Here is a 14492-nt window from a genome sequence, read left to right as displayed (position 1 = left end):
GGACGCAGAGCGTCCGCGGGCTGCGTTACCACGCAGAGCGTGGGAACGATCAACTTACAGGCGGAACTGCGCGAAATCGACGTTGGTCCCCGCCGGGCGCATGTCCTGCAGGTAGGAGTCCTTGTCGGCGCTAAGTTCCAGGCTCAATGCTGCCTTGCGCTTGCCCTGGTTGCGCACCACCAGGCCTTCGAGTTTCTCGCGCAGGAACACCGTCGGCACTTTCAAGTGCAGCAATTCGTCGGTATCCGGGGTGTGCATCAGCAAGTGAATCCATTCGTACTGACCAATGGCCAGGCGTGCGACCGGGATATCGAACCAGAAAATGTTGCGGTTGCGGTTCAATTCGGTGAAATGGCAGTTGTTGACGCCAAGCACAGCACCGCCAAGTTCCTGGTTTCTGCGGGCAATGGCCTGCTTTTTATCGAGTTTCATAACATTCCTACGGGATTGGATCTTCAGCGCCATGAGCCTGAATACGTTGCGCATTCTCCGGGCAAAGCCTGAAAACATAAAGCCTAACCTGCCTGGAACGATGAAATGTTCTGCAGCAAAATAAATGAAACTCCGCGCGAAAGCCCCCGGTCAATCCTTGTGTAACCACTTTCCCCGTTGAAATGTTCACAGGAGAAATACCATGGGCAGCACTGGCGATAAAGTTAAAGGCATGGCAAACGAAGCGGCCGGCAACGTCAAGCAAGGCGTCGGCAAGGCCACCGATAATGACAGACTGCGCGCTGAAGGCGTGGTGCAGGAGAAGAAAGGCGAAGCCCAGCAGAAGGTTGGCAAAGCCAAGGACGCCATTAAAAAAGGTGTCGACAAGGCTTGATTGAGCCTTTGACGAGTGCAAGAAGACGGCCATCCCACGGATGGCCGTTTTTATATCGGGTAGATGGGATATACCCTTAGATTGTTTCAAAGTCGCCAAGTAGGCTACTTTGTTGTAGAAAACGGCCCCTGAGTCGCCATGACTTCAACCTTTTTGCGGCGAAAGGAGACGCTAATGTTTTTTCCAACCATGAAAGGTTTGCCCCTGCATCGGGTGATGATGCGTACGGTCACCGAGTTTGTCGACGACGAGATGTCGACCTATGCCTCGGCGCTGGCCTATCAAATGCTGTTCTCGTTGTTCCCTTTCATCCTGTTCCTGATCGCCCTGATCGGTTTTCTGCATTTGCCGGACTTCTTCTCCTGGTTGCGCCTGCAATCAGAACTGGTTCTGCCGCCGCAGGCGCTGGAGCAAGTGAACCCGGTGATCGACCAGCTTCAGCAGTCCAAGGGGGGATTGCTCTCGGTAGGTATCGTGATTGCCCTGTGGACCGCGTCCGCCGGCGTGCGGTTGATGATGAGCGCGATGAACGCCGCATACGACGTGGTCGAAGGCCGTCCGGCCTGGAAACGTTTTCCGCTGTCGATTTTCTACACCATCGGCATCGCCGGCATGTTGCTAATCGCCGCCGCGCTAATGGTGCTCGGGCCTCAGGTGATGGGATGGATTGCCTCGCAAGTGGGCCTCGAAGATTTTATCGTGACCGTCTGGACCATCATCCGCTGGCCGGTGATCGTGATTTTGCTGATGATGGCGGTGGCGCTGATTTACTACGTCATGCCCGACGTCAAACAAGAGTTTCGCTTCATCACTCCGGGTGCGGTGATGTCCGTGGTGGTCTGGATCATCGCTTCGCTGGGCTTTGCTTATTACGTTAAAACCTTCGCCAACTACAACGCCATGTATGGCAGTATCGGCGCGATCATCGTGTTACTGCTGTACTTCTATATTTCCGCTGCGGTGATGTTGCTCGGCGCAGAAATGAACGCGGTGATCGAGCACATGTCGCGCGAAGGCAAAGACCCTGGCGAGAAGGTCCCTGGCGAGCATGGCCCCGGCCATGAAGAAAAACAGCACGTTTCGGGACTGGGGCGCGACCACTCAAAGCCGACCACTGACGAAGCCATAAAATGATCCGTGAAATTCTGAAAATGGGCGACGAGCGCCTGCTGCGCATTGCCCCACCGGTGCCGGCAGAAATGTTCGACAGCCCTGAGTTGTGGCAACTGATCGACGACATGTTCCAGACCATGGAAAGCGTCGGCGGAGTTGGCCTGGCCGCGCCGCAGATCGGTGTCGACCTGCAATTGGTGATCTTTGGTTTCGAACACAGCGAACGCTATCCGGACGCCGAAGCGGTGCCGCAGACCATTCTGATCAATCCGTTGATCACGGCATTAAGCCCGACCCTCGAAGAAGGTTTCGAAGGCTGCCTGTCAGTGCCGGGCCTGCGTGGTGCGGTGGATCGTTATCAGCAGATTCGTTATGAAGGCTTCGATCCCAAAGGCGAGCCGATCGTGCGCATTGCGTCGGGATTTCATGCGCGGGTAGTGCAGCATGAATGCGATCACCTGATCGGCCGGCTATACCCGTCGCGCATCAGTAATTTCAGCAAATTCGGGTTTACCGAAGTGATGTTCCCGGACCTCGATCCGAATGCAGACGACTGATTCGAAAACACCACAAAACCCTGTGGGAGCGAGCTTGCTCGCGATGAGGCCCTGACAGTCAAATTATTGGTGACTGACACGCCGCCATCGCGGGCAAGCCGGCTCCCACATTTTGATCTTCATAAGGCTTTAGAGCGTTATCTGGCCGGTTCCAGCCCCATCGCAATCATCGGTTTGCTGCGCGCATAACGGCTCAACCGCTCAGCCATGGCGTAGGGCAGCACCGGGTCGAACGTAAAACCCCGGCGCTCATAAAAACCGCGCAAATCCGGATGGCAGAACAACCAGACCGGCTCTTCGAGGTGCTTGACGGCGTGGTCGATCAACGTCGCGGCGATTCCCTGCTCACGACAGCTCGGGGCGACGAACAGCCCGGTCAGCCAATGCCCGCCGGCCACTGGCCGCAAACTTAACGCCGCAATGATCTCATCGCGTTTTGCGACCCACAGCCGAGCGTCGCGGACGGCTTTCATCGACGATTGGTGGGCGCGGTAAAACTTGTTCATCAACGGCCATAACGGCTCGTTGAGCAAGGTGTACTGGGTGTTGGGCATGGGCCTGGACTGTCAGTGCGCAAAGCGGGTGATTATAAAAGAACGCGGGCGCCGCGATAGGTGTATACCTGATCTCACGTCCCGTATGAGTGGAGTATGTATCATGGCCAAAGGCATGGATTCAAAGAAAGCGGCAAAGAAGAAACCGGCTAAAACCGCCGATGAAAAACGTGCGGACAAGAAGGCCAAGAAGGTGGGTGTGTTCGGGCATTGATCCTACGCACTAGTGAAGTGGAGTAGATCATTCCGGTTGACAGCCGGAATGATCTGGTCAAAGCATTTTGATTACTATGTGTTGTTTAAGGGACGTATCTTAGGCGAACATTGTCTATTTTTGAACTGCCTATCGGGTATCCTTGTGCAGGACCAAATTGGAAATACAGTTTCATAGGGGAGGCGGGGGAAGTGTTTTTTGAAGGGAAGGTTACGGCGTAAGTTCCCCATGTGCTTGACGCTGGAATATTTGCATTATGAATGAGAACGCCATCTCGTGTTATGTACAGCAAAGATGCAACACGGCATTGATACTTGAAGCTTAGCTCGTAAACTTCACCAATTTCTATGTCGTCGTAACTTTTATCGAATATCAGATAGTTATACCCATTTGTCGATTGTACAAAGTACTCTCCCTCTTCCAGTACGATTTGTGACGGATAAGAAGGGTGCGGAGTCCAGCCATCCCAATTGAATCTATCGAAAGTTGTTAGTTTGTCCAACCCCGCCCTGACCGTATAAATCCTGGCCTGACACTCCACCGCATCACTCACCGTAGCCTCTTTAAACAACCCCACCTTCAAAATAATCGCCAGTTTCGAATCCGCCTTGCATTCACGCAGCCATTGCACCTCGGTGGTATAACTCAGCCCCGCCCCCTGATCATGTGGCGTGCCCACGAACTGATCTCTGGAGCGCGTAGTCCCGTCGGTTCTGCTTTCCAAATAACTTAACCAAATCGGAAGGCCGGAGCGCTGGAACGGCCACTTGTCGCTCAGCACCTTGGTGGTGTCCTTGATTGAACCGATTTCCAGAAGTTCTCCGACGAACCCCTCGATCAACGGTCTCGGCATGCTCTGCTGCAACAACGCGCCAATGCTCAGTTCAAGGGTTTTGGACGGCGTTTCTTGTCCCAACCGAATCACTTTGTAGCTGATACTCACCACAGTTTTCAGATTGGCGCCGGTAATGACGGCAAGAATATTGAAATCCACATTCGCCTGACCGTTGACCATCTTGCGTTCCGGAATCGTCGAGCCATCTCCCGGGCGACCATTAACAGTCAGCTCGATGGCGTCATCCGGTTCGAATGTCGAGGTGGTCACACGAACGGTGAATCCGTCCTGATAGCTGTTCGGGTCGAGAATACGATCCGGCGCCTCTATCACGGTTGGCTCCAGCAGCGTCGGCAGCGGAGTGCCGATACGCACTTCGCGGTATTGCGAGTAATGCTCTTTACCTTCACGCGTAAAGTTATAAAACATCCTCACCGTGTGTCCCGCATTGAGGTCGATGAACTTGCGTGCCAGCGGAATACGAATGGGCCTGGCCTCCGACCCGGGCGTCAGCTCGAAATTGCCCTGGATGCTGGCATCGCGGTTGATCCCCTTGAAGTACCACGTGCCGACATCCTTGGTGGTTGTCAGAATCAGCGGTATTTGATAAACGGCTTCGCGATCGGGAACGGGATCGAACACATCGTCCTCTGTAGCACCTTCCAGTACCGGCGGGGGCAAGGCTTTCACCGGTTCGCCGACAGTCAGCTTCAAGGCGTCGGAGGCGTGCACTGTCTGGTTATGCACCTCATACGTCACGGCGATATCGAGGCCGTCAAAACGTTCCAGATCGGCGCCCGCTATTTCCCGGATAATGGGCAGACCGTCCGGTAGCTCACCCACCAGCAGTGGATCTTCATAAAACACCGTACCGACGCCGGGGCGAACGGCAGTGATGAACAGAATCACCAGATCGTTGGCCGAGCGACCCGTGAAATACGGGATGACGGCCGTGGCCTTGGCCAGGTTGGAAGGCAAATAACTCCCGTTCGCCTCCTCGATACCCGGCGCAGCAAAGGGATTGAGTTCGCCGACGATGCTCACGAAGGTTTTTTTCGAGTACAAGCGACCATTCGCGGTCTGCACTTCATAAGAGACAGTGGCCTTGCCTTTTGGAATGGCTTTGACAGTGTGGTAATTGACGAAGGACTCGTAGGTTTTGCCGGGCACATCGACGGTAAACTCCATGAGTTCGTTTACCGGCCTGCCATCGACCGTTGTGCCTGCCCAAGTCAGATAAACTCTATTGCCCTGTTGATAGTGTTGACGGCTGGTCTGCACTTCAATTTTCAAATTTTGACCATTCAAGCCCTTGAGATCGATTTCTCCCGTGACGTAGTCGGCTTTTTCAATATAGGGTTCGACCAGCTTCGAATCATCCAGATCGACATCCACATAAACCGGCGTTGACCACGGGCCATTCTCATCGGGCAGGTTGTTCGCCTCGTCGATGGGTTTGAACATGACGGGCAATCGGTTCGAACTGCCAGCATTTTCGATAACGGTCCGGCTGATGAAAATCCTGATCGGATAATTGTCCGGATCCTCGGCCTCTTCCTTGGTGACAAGGTGATGAACCGATTCGGTACCCCATTTCAATTCGATTTTGTCGCGCACCCGACAATAGGTGTAGGGCACCACCGTAACCCACGTACCGGCCTTGGCCCGCTCGGCATCTATGCCGCGCTCAGCCACATCCGGCTCAAGGGTCTGGTGCAATTCCGAGTGGCTGACGGGATCCGAGTTTTGATCGACGCCGCCCGGCCGGGTCAGCAAGACCAAAAATTTAAGTGGTGGGGAACTTTCCTCGCTGCCTGAGAAGCGCGTGACGCGGTAGTGAACGTGTTCATAAATCTTCGAAAGAAAATAACTGCGAGGAATGGTCAGGTAGATCCGTTTTTCCGGGTCATCAAGGTCAGGTTTGCGGATGAACTTGTAATCATCAGCCCGGTTCGGGGATGTAAAAAACAGCTCGATAATGTCGCCTTCCGCAATATTCAGGTAATGGTCAATTGCGCATAAAGCGCCGCTCTTGAGTTGATCAATGCCCAAGGCGAAATCGGCATCGACGATGCCGTCGATCATGCCTCCGACCTTGAGCGGGGCGAGCGCCGCCGAATCGTTAGCCAGTGAGGCGGAGCGGGGGATATAGAGGCTCATGGCCTGTCTCCTTTCGAGTCATGAAGGGCTACGTCAATGAAGGCTGACGACTGCCCCATCAGGCGCCTCAAGTAAGTAGCGTTGCCACTGTCAAAAATTACAGTCCCGACGAACGGTCGAAATTGCATCGCAACAAAAGCTGCAAGATTCTGCGGTCTCGTAACACAGAGGGAGAGATTCCCTGTTGCGAGCAACGCCATGCCCCATTACTTCGACGCCGCCCATCGCCAGCAGATCGAAACCCTGCGCCAACGCTTCACCGCCCGCACCGAATGGCCGACCTGGCTGTTGCTGATCGGCGTGTATGGCGGTTGGTTCGCCATCGTGCTCAATAGCGATTGGCTCGGTCTTGGCGGGAGCAGCCTGTTACTGATTCCACTGCTGGTGTTGTGGTTGTCGGTGCAGCACGAATTGCTGCACGGCCATCCCACCCGTTGGCAAACGCTGAACAAAGTCCTCGGTTATGCGCCGTTCGCGGTCTGGTATCCCTACACCCTGTACCGCGACAGTCATTTGCTGCATCACCGCGATGAAGACCTGACCCTCCCCGGTCTCGATCCGGAAAGCCGTTACTTGAGCGCTGAACAGTGGCAGCGCAGTTCGCTGTTCGAACAAGGCCTGCACTGGCTGAACAAAACCGTGCTCGGTCGCTTCGTCCTCGGTGCGCCACTGGCCTTGCTGGCGCTGGCTCGGGAAGAGCTGCAACGGCTAAAAAAAGGCGAGCGCCAAGCCTGGTTGATGTGGCTGACCCACGGTGCGCTGACGCTGCTGATGCTGATGTTCATCACGCGCTACAGTGGGTTGCCGGTCTGGCATTACCTGTTATTGATCAGCGTGCCGGCGCTGTCGATTGCGATGATCCGCTCCTACTATGAACACCGTCCTCACGTGCAACCCGAGCAACGCACCGTCATCAACGAAGCGGCATGGCCGTGGCGTTGGCTGTTCCTGAACCTCAATCTGCACCTGGTGCATCACGATTTGCCGGGCCTGCCCTGGTACGACCTGCCACGGGTCTATCGAGCGCGTCGCGAGGAATGGCTGGCGCGCAGTGGCGGTTTTTTGGTGCAGGGTTATGCACAGTTGGCGCGTCAGCATGGGGTGAGGGCGATTGACAGTCCACGGCATCCGTTTCATTGATTGGCCTAAATCGCCAAAAGATCGCAGCCTTCGGCAGCTCCTACTTTGAATCGCTGTACATCTGTAGGAGCTGCCGAAGGCTGCGATCTTTTGACTTTACTGGTGAAGATATTTTCGATGACACAACACCTCGCTGAATTACTGATGTACGTCGCCCCCGAGCCAATCCGTCAGGCCAACGAGCGTTGGCTGGCGCAGATTCTCGAGCGGCTCGGCAGCACTCGCCTTGAGGCCGAAGGGCTGTCGCTGATGGACCTTTGGCTGTCCCCGCACCTGCTGCTGACCCAGACCTGCGGCTATCCCTTGATGACGGCCTTGCGTGGTCGCGTCCGGGTCATCGGTCGTCCTCGTTACGAACTTCCAGACAGCAACAGCGGTAACCATTGCAGCCTGTTATTGACTCGCGCCGATGATCCTCGAAGGACCTTGTCGGCCTTTCGGGGCAGTCGCGGTGTGATCAACGGCGAAGACTCCAACAGTGGCATGAACCTGTTGCGCCACCGATTGGCACCGTTGCAGCGCGATGGAGAATTTTTTGCCACTGTTTCCATCAGCGGCAGCCACCGCGAAAGCCTGCGTTGGCTGCGTGATGACCTGGCGGACCTGGCCGCCATCGACAGCGTGACCTTCGCTTATCTCGCGCAGCATGCCCAGGCAGAGGTCGAAGGCCTGCGCGTGTTGGCGCGCACGGCGTTCAGTCCGACGCTGCCGTACATCGCGGCTGCTGGCACCACTGATGAGCAGGCTGAGCAGCTTCGACAGGTGATGAACACGTCATTGCATGAGTTGCCCGATGTCGCGGAAATCCTCGGCTTGCAAGAAGTGCTGCCGGCCACCGAAAGCGACTATCAGGTCATTCTCGATTATCAGCAGGAAGCAGAAGCGCTGGGGTACGGGCGGTTGCGATGAGGATTGATGTTTGTGCCGACAGTTCCATCAATCGCGGGCAAGCCACGCTCCCACAGGATATCGGTGGACTTGTGGGAGCGTGGCTTGCCCGCGATAGCGATGTATCAGGCGCTGCTTATTTAAATTCATTTATGGAATATAAAAATTCGTTTTAAGTATTATTAATGAATAAGGCTCCTTGCTAGGATCGCGCCACCGGATCACCGGACATCCAGCGACCCCTAACCCATGGAGCCTCTATGTCCGGCGCCGACCTTTCCCATCGCAACCACGTGGGCGGATTGTTTCGCGCCCACTACGCCTGGCTGTGCGCACGCCTGCGCCGATATCTGGGGGCCAGCCCTAGCGTCGAAGACATCGCTGCCGAAACCTTCGCGCAATTGCTCGAATCGCCTGGCCTGACGCCAATTCGCGAACCTCGCGCCTTGCTCACCACCATTGCCCAGCGGCTGATTTATCAGCTGTGGCGCCGTCGTGATCTGGAACGCCAGCACCTCGATCAGCTATCGCCAATTGACCTGCTCGGTGGACCTTCGCCTGAAGATCTGGCGCAGTTTTCCCAGGCCCTGATACGCCTTGATCGAGTCCTCGACCGCTTGCCGGGCAAGGTCAGGGCAACCTTCCTGTTGTCGCGAATCGACGGTCTGACCTACCCACAAATCGCCGCCGAACTGGGCATTTCCCAACGCTCGGTCAGCGTCTACATGACCCGCTCCCGGGCACTGTGCGCCCAGCACAGCGCCAATGAACCCTTGAACCGAACACCCCTGAGCCGATTCCCACATAGCCGATTCCCACTGAACTCGAGGTCCGCATGAGATCGATCAAAACCCTGCTCGGCAGTTCGCTGCTGGCCCTGAGCCTGGTGGCTGGGCACGTTCCAGCCGCAGAAAAAACCACGCCCATCCACTTCGGTGACATCACCTGGGAAAGCGGCAGCCTGATCACCGAGATCCTGCGGTTGATCGTCGAGAAAGGTTACGGCTACCCGACCGACACCTTGCCGGGCAGCACCGTCAGCCTCGAAGCAGCATTAGCGAAAAACGATATTCAAGTGATCGGCGAAGAGTGGGCGGGGCGCAATCCGGCCTGGGTGAAGGCGGAATCGGAGGGCAAAGTGTTTGGTTTGGGCGACACGGTCAAAGGCGCAACCGAAGGCTGGTGGGTGCCGGAATACGTGATCAAGGGTGACCCGGAACGCGGCATTAAACCGCTGGCGCCGGAGCTGAAATCCGTCGCCGACCTGGCGCGCTACAAGGACGTGTTCCGCGACCCGGAAGACCCAAGCCGCGGACGCTTCCTCAACAGCCCGACCGGCTGGACCTCGGAGATCGTCAACAGCCAGAAACTCAAGGCCTATGACCTGACCGCCAGCTACGTCAACTTCCGCACCGGTTCCGGCGCGGCGCTGGATGCCGAGGTCGCTTCATCGATCCGCCGTGGTAAACCGGTGCTGTTTTACTATTGGTCGCCGACGCCATTACTGGGCCGCTTCAAACTGGTGAAACTCGAAGAACCGCCGTTCGATGCTGAAGCCTGGAAGACCCTGGCCGATGCCAACAACCCGAGCCCCAAAGGCACGCGCTCGATGCCGGCCAGCCTGGCCATCGGTGTGTCGGCACCCTTCAAGGCGCAGTACCCGGACCTGGTGGCGTTCTTCGAAAAGGTCGATCTGCCAATCGATCTGCTGAACCAGACCCTCGGGCAAATGAGCGAAAAACGCCAGCCACCGCGTCAGGTCGCCGAAGCATTTTTGCGCGATCAGCCGCAGGTGTGGAAGAGTTGGGTGCCGGGGGAGGTGGCGAGTAAGGTGAGTGAAAGTTTGTAAGTCTTTTCTGACGTTTCTGTAGTGCTGCAACTATTGGTATCGCGAGCAGGGTCACTCCTACATTCGATCGTGTGAACACCGCAGATCATAGGAGTGAGTCTGCTCGCGATGGACATCCCTCGCTTCAGCGCTAACCGTTTCTTGTGCAAAAAGTGCCGGCTGACTAGTGGTCTTGCGCTGGCTATGCTTCGCTGTAACTAACTATGTCGACCGTGCACGGTTAGTGAATTCAGCCTCGTGATGTAGGTCGAACAGGTGTGTATTACCTTCCGCGTGGATTTTTGATTTGATGAAAGTTCGGGTCTTTCACAATCCACCACTACGTTCCATGGAACAAGCACACGCATTCCTCCGTTGCAGTTGATTTGATTTTGTCACGGCAACTGCCTCTCAAACTTGAGGGGCAGTTATTGATCGGTGAACCCAAGACTTATTGATCTGGCCGCAAGTTAAAGGTTCCCCGGACCTTTGCATTTTGGATCTCGTCCCCGGATGTGGCGGTAAACTCGAATTTGCCTTTTGCGGTTTTTTTATCCAAGTCTACTTCTTCAATTTCTACCCATCCGCCCTCAACGCGTGAACCCCAGGAACTGTTCTCAAATTTTTTCGGATTATAATTACCACCGACAACCCGAGATTCGAAGAGGTATTTTGTTTTGGCCTCGATCTTTTTATTAATATAGATATCTATTCCCTGCGATCTGAGGTCTGCACCAGCCCGCCCAGCTATGTATGCCTGATCAGAATCTAATGACAGCGTGAGGTGGGAGGTTGGAATCGTCTCCTCCATTTCGCCATTCTCTCGCACATATAACGCAAAAAGTCCGGTGGCTTTGACAGTTTTATCTTCAGGTCTTCGCTCATGATCTTCTTCCTTGCTGATAGTGGGAGAACACGTCCATATCGGACACGCACGAACCCATATTTGAGTAAGTAAATGGCACCGTCTACTGTCAGAAATTACAGGTACGGCCCTTAATGCGACGAACGGTCTGAGCCTCCCAAACGAAAAAGGTGGGAGCGAGCTCGCGATGGCGATCAATCAGTCAGCATTTCTCGCTGAACCGTTTCATGTTCAAAAAGTCCTCAATACTGGCATAATAGTGGCCTTGCGCACGGCGTTGCGCCGTCTATGCTCAGTCGTTGCAAGGAGCGATTGTTAAATGGAAGTTCTTCGATACGTTGGGGCTGGCCCGCCTGCGGGCTATCAAGAGAAGGATGTCTTGATTAGAGCGTCGCTGCATGGACTCTCCGATTAATCATCATTTATCACCTGACAACTTCCTCCCGTGGAGGAATGCGTGTGCCTGTTCTGTGGAACGTAGTGGTGGATCTTGAAAGACCTGAACTTTCATCAAATCAAACGACCGCGCGGAAGGTGATACAACCATGTTCAACCTACATCACAAGGCTGACCTGCAGGAAATCGAACGTTTCAGCTGTGCCCTGAGCGAAGCCAACGCCAAGTTGGCCGGCGTCAGCCGTTCGATGGCGATGATCGAATTCAGCCCTGACGGCATCGTTCTGGATGCCAATGAAAACTTCTGCAAGACCATGGGCTACAGCGCTGATGAAGTGCGCGGCAAACATCACCGGGTATTCTGCGAAGAAGCGTTTTATCGCAGTGAGGAATACGCCAGATTGTGGCGCGACCTGGCCCGTGGCGAGCCGATCAGCGGGACGTTTTTGCGTTTGAACAAGAGCGGCAAGGAAGTCTGGCTCGAAGCCAGTTACATGCCGGTATATGGCGCGGACAAGCAAGTCAAAAGCGTGATCAAAGTGGCGGCAGACATCACCGCGCGAATCAACAAGGAACACGAAGAGGAAGCCATGCTGGCGGCGATCGGTCGCTCGATGGCGGTGATCGAGTTCACCCCGGAAGGCAATGTGATCAGCGCTAACGAAAACTTTCTGAAGACTATGCAGTACTCGCTCAACGAAATCGTCGGGCATCACCACAGCATGTTCTGTCATCGCAGCGAAGCGGAGTCGTCGCAATACAAGGCATTCTGGGCCTCGCTCAATCGCGGTGAATATCACTCCCACCGTTTCGAGCGCAAGAACAAGTCCGGGCACATGGTCTACCTGGAAGCCTCGTATAACCCACTGTTCGACGCCAAGGGTCGGCTTTACAAAGTGGTGAAGTTCGCCAGCGATATCACCCATCAAATGACCACGTTGCAAACCGCCGCGGAATCGGCCCATAGCACCTCGGTACAAAACGACGCCTGCGCGCAAAAAGGCTCACAAGTCGTGCAGCAAACGGTGCAGATCATTCAGGACATTTCCCGCGACCTCAACGAGGCGGCGGTAAGTATCGATGCGGTCAGCAAACAGTCCGACATCATCGGCACCATCGTCCAGACCATTCGCGGGATTGCCGATCAGACCAACTTGTTGGCGCTCAACGCCGCGATTGAAGCGGCGAGGGCGGGTGAGCATGGACGGGGCTTTGCAGTGGTGGCGGATGAAGTTCGCAGTCTGGCGGCGAGGACGAGTCAGGCGACGCTGGAGATCGTCGATGTGGTGCGCAAGAACCACGACTTGTCGTTAAGTGCGGTGTCGAGCATGCAATCGAGTCTGAGTCGCACCGGGCTTGGGGTGGAGTTGGCGAACGAGGCGGGGGAGGTGATTCTGGAGATTCAACAGGGATCGCGGCATGTGGTGGATGCGATCAGCCAGTTCAATGAGACGTTGCAGTTGAACTGAGCCATCTGGAAAAAGCGCTCATTCCTGGCAGTAGAACAGCAAGGATGAGCGTATTTGGTTGATGGCAAGATCGAAAAGCGTGCTACCGGACATTCAAGCTTTTTTTTGCGGTACAACTTTAACATTGATAGTGCCTTCGACTTTCCAGATCCTCTGAAAACTATCCTTCCAATCTGCAGTGAAATTACCTTCATAGGTGCCGTCTAGAAGGCTTATTTTAATGGATCCCGACAAACCTTCGAGAAGGTAGTGAGATTTGTCAACATACACGACAGATGTATTGATCTTATTAAGTTCGTGATCGCCATCACCGAACCCGTTTATGAATTCAAACGTTAGACTTCTGTTCTCATCGTCATTGGAACGGATAACTTTGGCGGGAAGAGGTGGGGCGTTCGGGCCGACGTCAATTCTTGTGGCAACGTAGTCTGACTTTGGTGGGGCGCCATCCAGCGTAAATTTAGCGTCAAGGGTGTTCGCCATGGATATCTCCTTATATCTAAAGTGAAAGCGGGAATCTCATTGTTCCCTCACGGATCATTGGCCTCGCTTCACTTGACATCTACTGTCAGAAATTACAGGTAGGCTCGCGATTGGAAGGGATTCAGACGAGCGGTCATATAGAAAGTCTGCACAATTGTTTTTCGCTCGCTGCCTCAACTTGTCTGCCATCTGCCAATTACTACAGGGATTGGGTGAACCTTGAACTTGTGAGCACCACAAAAGCCTGTGGGAGCGAGCTTGCTCGCGAAGACGGCGTCACAATCTACATCGATGTCGTCTGATACACCGCTTTCGTTGGAACGCCGCCGAGCGACAGCGGTCGATCGCATACCCTCGGGCTAGAGTGCAAGAACCACGTTGCCCCAATTCTGGACAAGCACCGTCAAGGAAACCCAATGGGAATGTCGAACTCCTGAAACGCATCATCCACCGGCATATAACCCAACACCCGGGTAGTTTCACTGAGGTCCAGGCGTTTGAAACGGTTATTGGAAATACCGTGGGCGATCAGGTGTTGCACACCTTTGACCTCCACCGAGAGTTGCAGCAATTGCACTGCATCACGAGGGCTGAGCCATGCGCTCAGGTCGCGAGCGTTGGTCAATTCGTGACGGTCCGCAAACTCGAAAGCGCCGATGCGTATGGCGATGCTCGAGAGGTTGTGTTTGGCAGCATAGAACGCACACAAGGCTTCGCCATAACATTTGCTGACGCCATACAGATTGGCCGGCATCACCTGCATGCCCGGTGTGATCTGCCGGTCCACCGGATAGCCCTCGATGGTCTGCGCGCTACTGGCGAATACCAACCGTTTACAGCCTGCAGCCACGGCGGCTTCGAACAGGTAAGTGGTGGCCAGAATATTGTTGGGCAGTAACTCATCGAAAGAGGCGGTGGCGTGAGGGATGCCAGCCAGATGCACGATGACGTCGATGCCTTTCAGCACTTCGCTTACGGCGGTGAGGTCGGACAGGTCCTGGCGTACAAAGCGATGCGGCGCATCGACATTGAAGTCGGGCTCGATGCGATCCGTCAGCACGAAGGTGTAGCGGTCCTGCGAAGCTTCGAAAAAGGTTTTGCCGATTCTGCCACAGGCGCCGGTCAGCAGTACGTTGAGTCCGTTCATGGGTTTCTCTTTTTATG

14 protein-coding genes and 1 pseudogene are annotated in these 14492 nt (G+C 55.0%); 9 read left to right on the top strand and 6 right to left on the bottom strand.

The window, feature by feature from the left end:
- Nucleotides 1-54: 54 nt before the first annotated feature.
- On the bottom strand, nucleotides 55-432 hold the full coding sequence (locus NHU87_RS16615; RefSeq protein ID WP_253550765.1) for a hypothetical protein: 378 nt from the start codon (nucleotides 430-432) through the stop codon (nucleotides 55-57).
- Between the two features lie 202 nt (nucleotides 433-634).
- On the opposite strand from NHU87_RS16615, the gene NHU87_RS16610 reads away from it, so the two are divergent.
- The 3 genes from NHU87_RS16610 (at nucleotide 635) to def (ending at nucleotide 2496) form a co-directional block, all read left to right on the top strand.
- Nucleotides 635-826: a CsbD family protein gene (locus NHU87_RS16610; protein ID WP_253550762.1), complete on the top strand. Its 192-nt coding sequence runs from the start codon at nucleotides 635-637 to the stop codon at nucleotides 824-826.
- A gap of 174 nt (nucleotides 827-1000) precedes the next feature.
- A complete protein-coding gene (locus tag NHU87_RS16605) occupies nucleotides 1001-1960 on the top strand; it encodes a YihY/virulence factor BrkB family protein (protein ID WP_253550759.1) in 960 nt (319 codons plus the stop codon).
- Entirely contained in the window at nucleotides 1957-2496 is a 540-nt protein-coding gene (gene def / locus NHU87_RS16600) for a peptide deformylase (RefSeq protein WP_253550757.1), read from the top strand. Before NHU87_RS16605 ends, def begins: the two co-directional genes overlap by 4 nt.
- A gap of 137 nt (nucleotides 2497-2633) precedes the next feature.
- Here the strand turns inward: def and NHU87_RS16595 are convergent, their stop codons facing one another.
- Nucleotides 2634-3050, bottom strand: a complete 417-nt coding sequence (locus NHU87_RS16595) for a GNAT family N-acetyltransferase (RefSeq protein ID WP_253550754.1) — start codon at nucleotides 3048-3050, stop codon at nucleotides 2634-2636.
- 299 nt (nucleotides 3051-3349) lie between these two features.
- A complete protein-coding gene (locus NHU87_RS16590) occupies nucleotides 3350-6259 on the bottom strand; it encodes a hypothetical protein (RefSeq protein WP_253550751.1) in 2910 nt (969 codons plus the stop codon).
- Between the two features lie 198 nt (nucleotides 6260-6457).
- Here NHU87_RS16590 and NHU87_RS16585 point away from each other — a divergent pair, with 198 nt between their 5' ends.
- The 4 genes from NHU87_RS16585 (at nucleotide 6458) to NHU87_RS16570 (ending at nucleotide 10136) form a co-directional block, all read left to right on the top strand.
- A complete protein-coding gene (locus NHU87_RS16585; protein ID WP_253550747.1) occupies nucleotides 6458-7399 on the top strand; it encodes a fatty acid desaturase in 942 nt (313 codons plus the stop codon).
- A gap of 117 nt (nucleotides 7400-7516) precedes the next feature.
- The gene (locus NHU87_RS16580) at nucleotides 7517-8308 is read left to right on the top strand and encodes a phosphate/phosphite/phosphonate ABC transporter substrate-binding protein (RefSeq protein ID WP_253550744.1); all 792 of its coding nucleotides are present in this window, start codon (nucleotides 7517-7519) and stop codon (nucleotides 8306-8308) included.
- A gap of 239 nt (nucleotides 8309-8547) precedes the next feature.
- Nucleotides 8548-9126, top strand: a complete 579-nt coding sequence (locus tag NHU87_RS16575) for a sigma-70 family RNA polymerase sigma factor (protein ID WP_253550741.1) — start codon at nucleotides 8548-8550, stop codon at nucleotides 9124-9126.
- Complete coding sequence (locus NHU87_RS16570; RefSeq protein WP_253550737.1) at nucleotides 9123-10136, top strand: ABC transporter substrate-binding protein; 1014 nt, start codon at nucleotides 9123-9125, stop codon at nucleotides 10134-10136. Before NHU87_RS16575 ends, NHU87_RS16570 begins: the two co-directional genes overlap by 4 nt.
- Before the next feature lie 430 nt (nucleotides 10137-10566).
- On the opposite strand, the gene NHU87_RS16565 is transcribed toward NHU87_RS16570, so the two are convergent.
- A complete protein-coding gene (locus NHU87_RS16565) occupies nucleotides 10567-10926 on the bottom strand; it encodes a hypothetical protein (protein ID WP_253550734.1) in 360 nt (119 codons plus the stop codon).
- A 599-nt stretch (nucleotides 10927-11525) separates the two neighbouring features.
- On the opposite strand from NHU87_RS16565, the pseudogene NHU87_RS28640 reads away from it, so the two are divergent.
- Together NHU87_RS28640 and NHU87_RS28635 are read left to right on the top strand one after the other, a co-directional pair.
- Nucleotides 11526-12296: pseudogene (locus NHU87_RS28640) on the top strand (PAS domain-containing protein); the annotation flags it as partial.
- Between the two features lie 9 nt (nucleotides 12297-12305).
- A complete protein-coding gene (locus NHU87_RS28635) occupies nucleotides 12306-12845 on the top strand; it encodes a methyl-accepting chemotaxis protein (protein WP_253551030.1) in 540 nt (179 codons plus the stop codon).
- 93 nt (nucleotides 12846-12938) lie between these two features.
- On the opposite strand, the gene NHU87_RS16550 is transcribed toward NHU87_RS28635, so the two are convergent.
- Nucleotides 12939-13328, bottom strand: a complete 390-nt coding sequence (locus tag NHU87_RS16550; protein ID WP_253550731.1) for a hypothetical protein — start codon at nucleotides 13326-13328, stop codon at nucleotides 12939-12941.
- A gap of 403 nt (nucleotides 13329-13731) precedes the next feature.
- Nucleotides 13732-14475 carry an NAD-dependent epimerase/dehydratase family protein gene (locus NHU87_RS16545; protein WP_253550728.1) on the bottom strand — a complete coding sequence of 248 codons (744 nt, stop codon included), beginning with the start codon at nucleotides 14473-14475 and terminating at the stop codon, nucleotides 13732-13734.
- Between the last annotated feature and the right edge of the window lie 17 nt (nucleotides 14476-14492).

Origin of the sequence: Pseudomonas mandelii (genome assembly GCF_024138395.1) — a bacterium.
In the GTDB taxonomy this organism is placed as follows: Bacteria; Pseudomonadota; Gammaproteobacteria; order Pseudomonadales; family Pseudomonadaceae; genus Aquipseudomonas; species Aquipseudomonas mandelii_E.
Note: the sequence above shows the minus strand (reverse complement) of the source record. Positions and strands in the feature narration are given on the sequence as shown.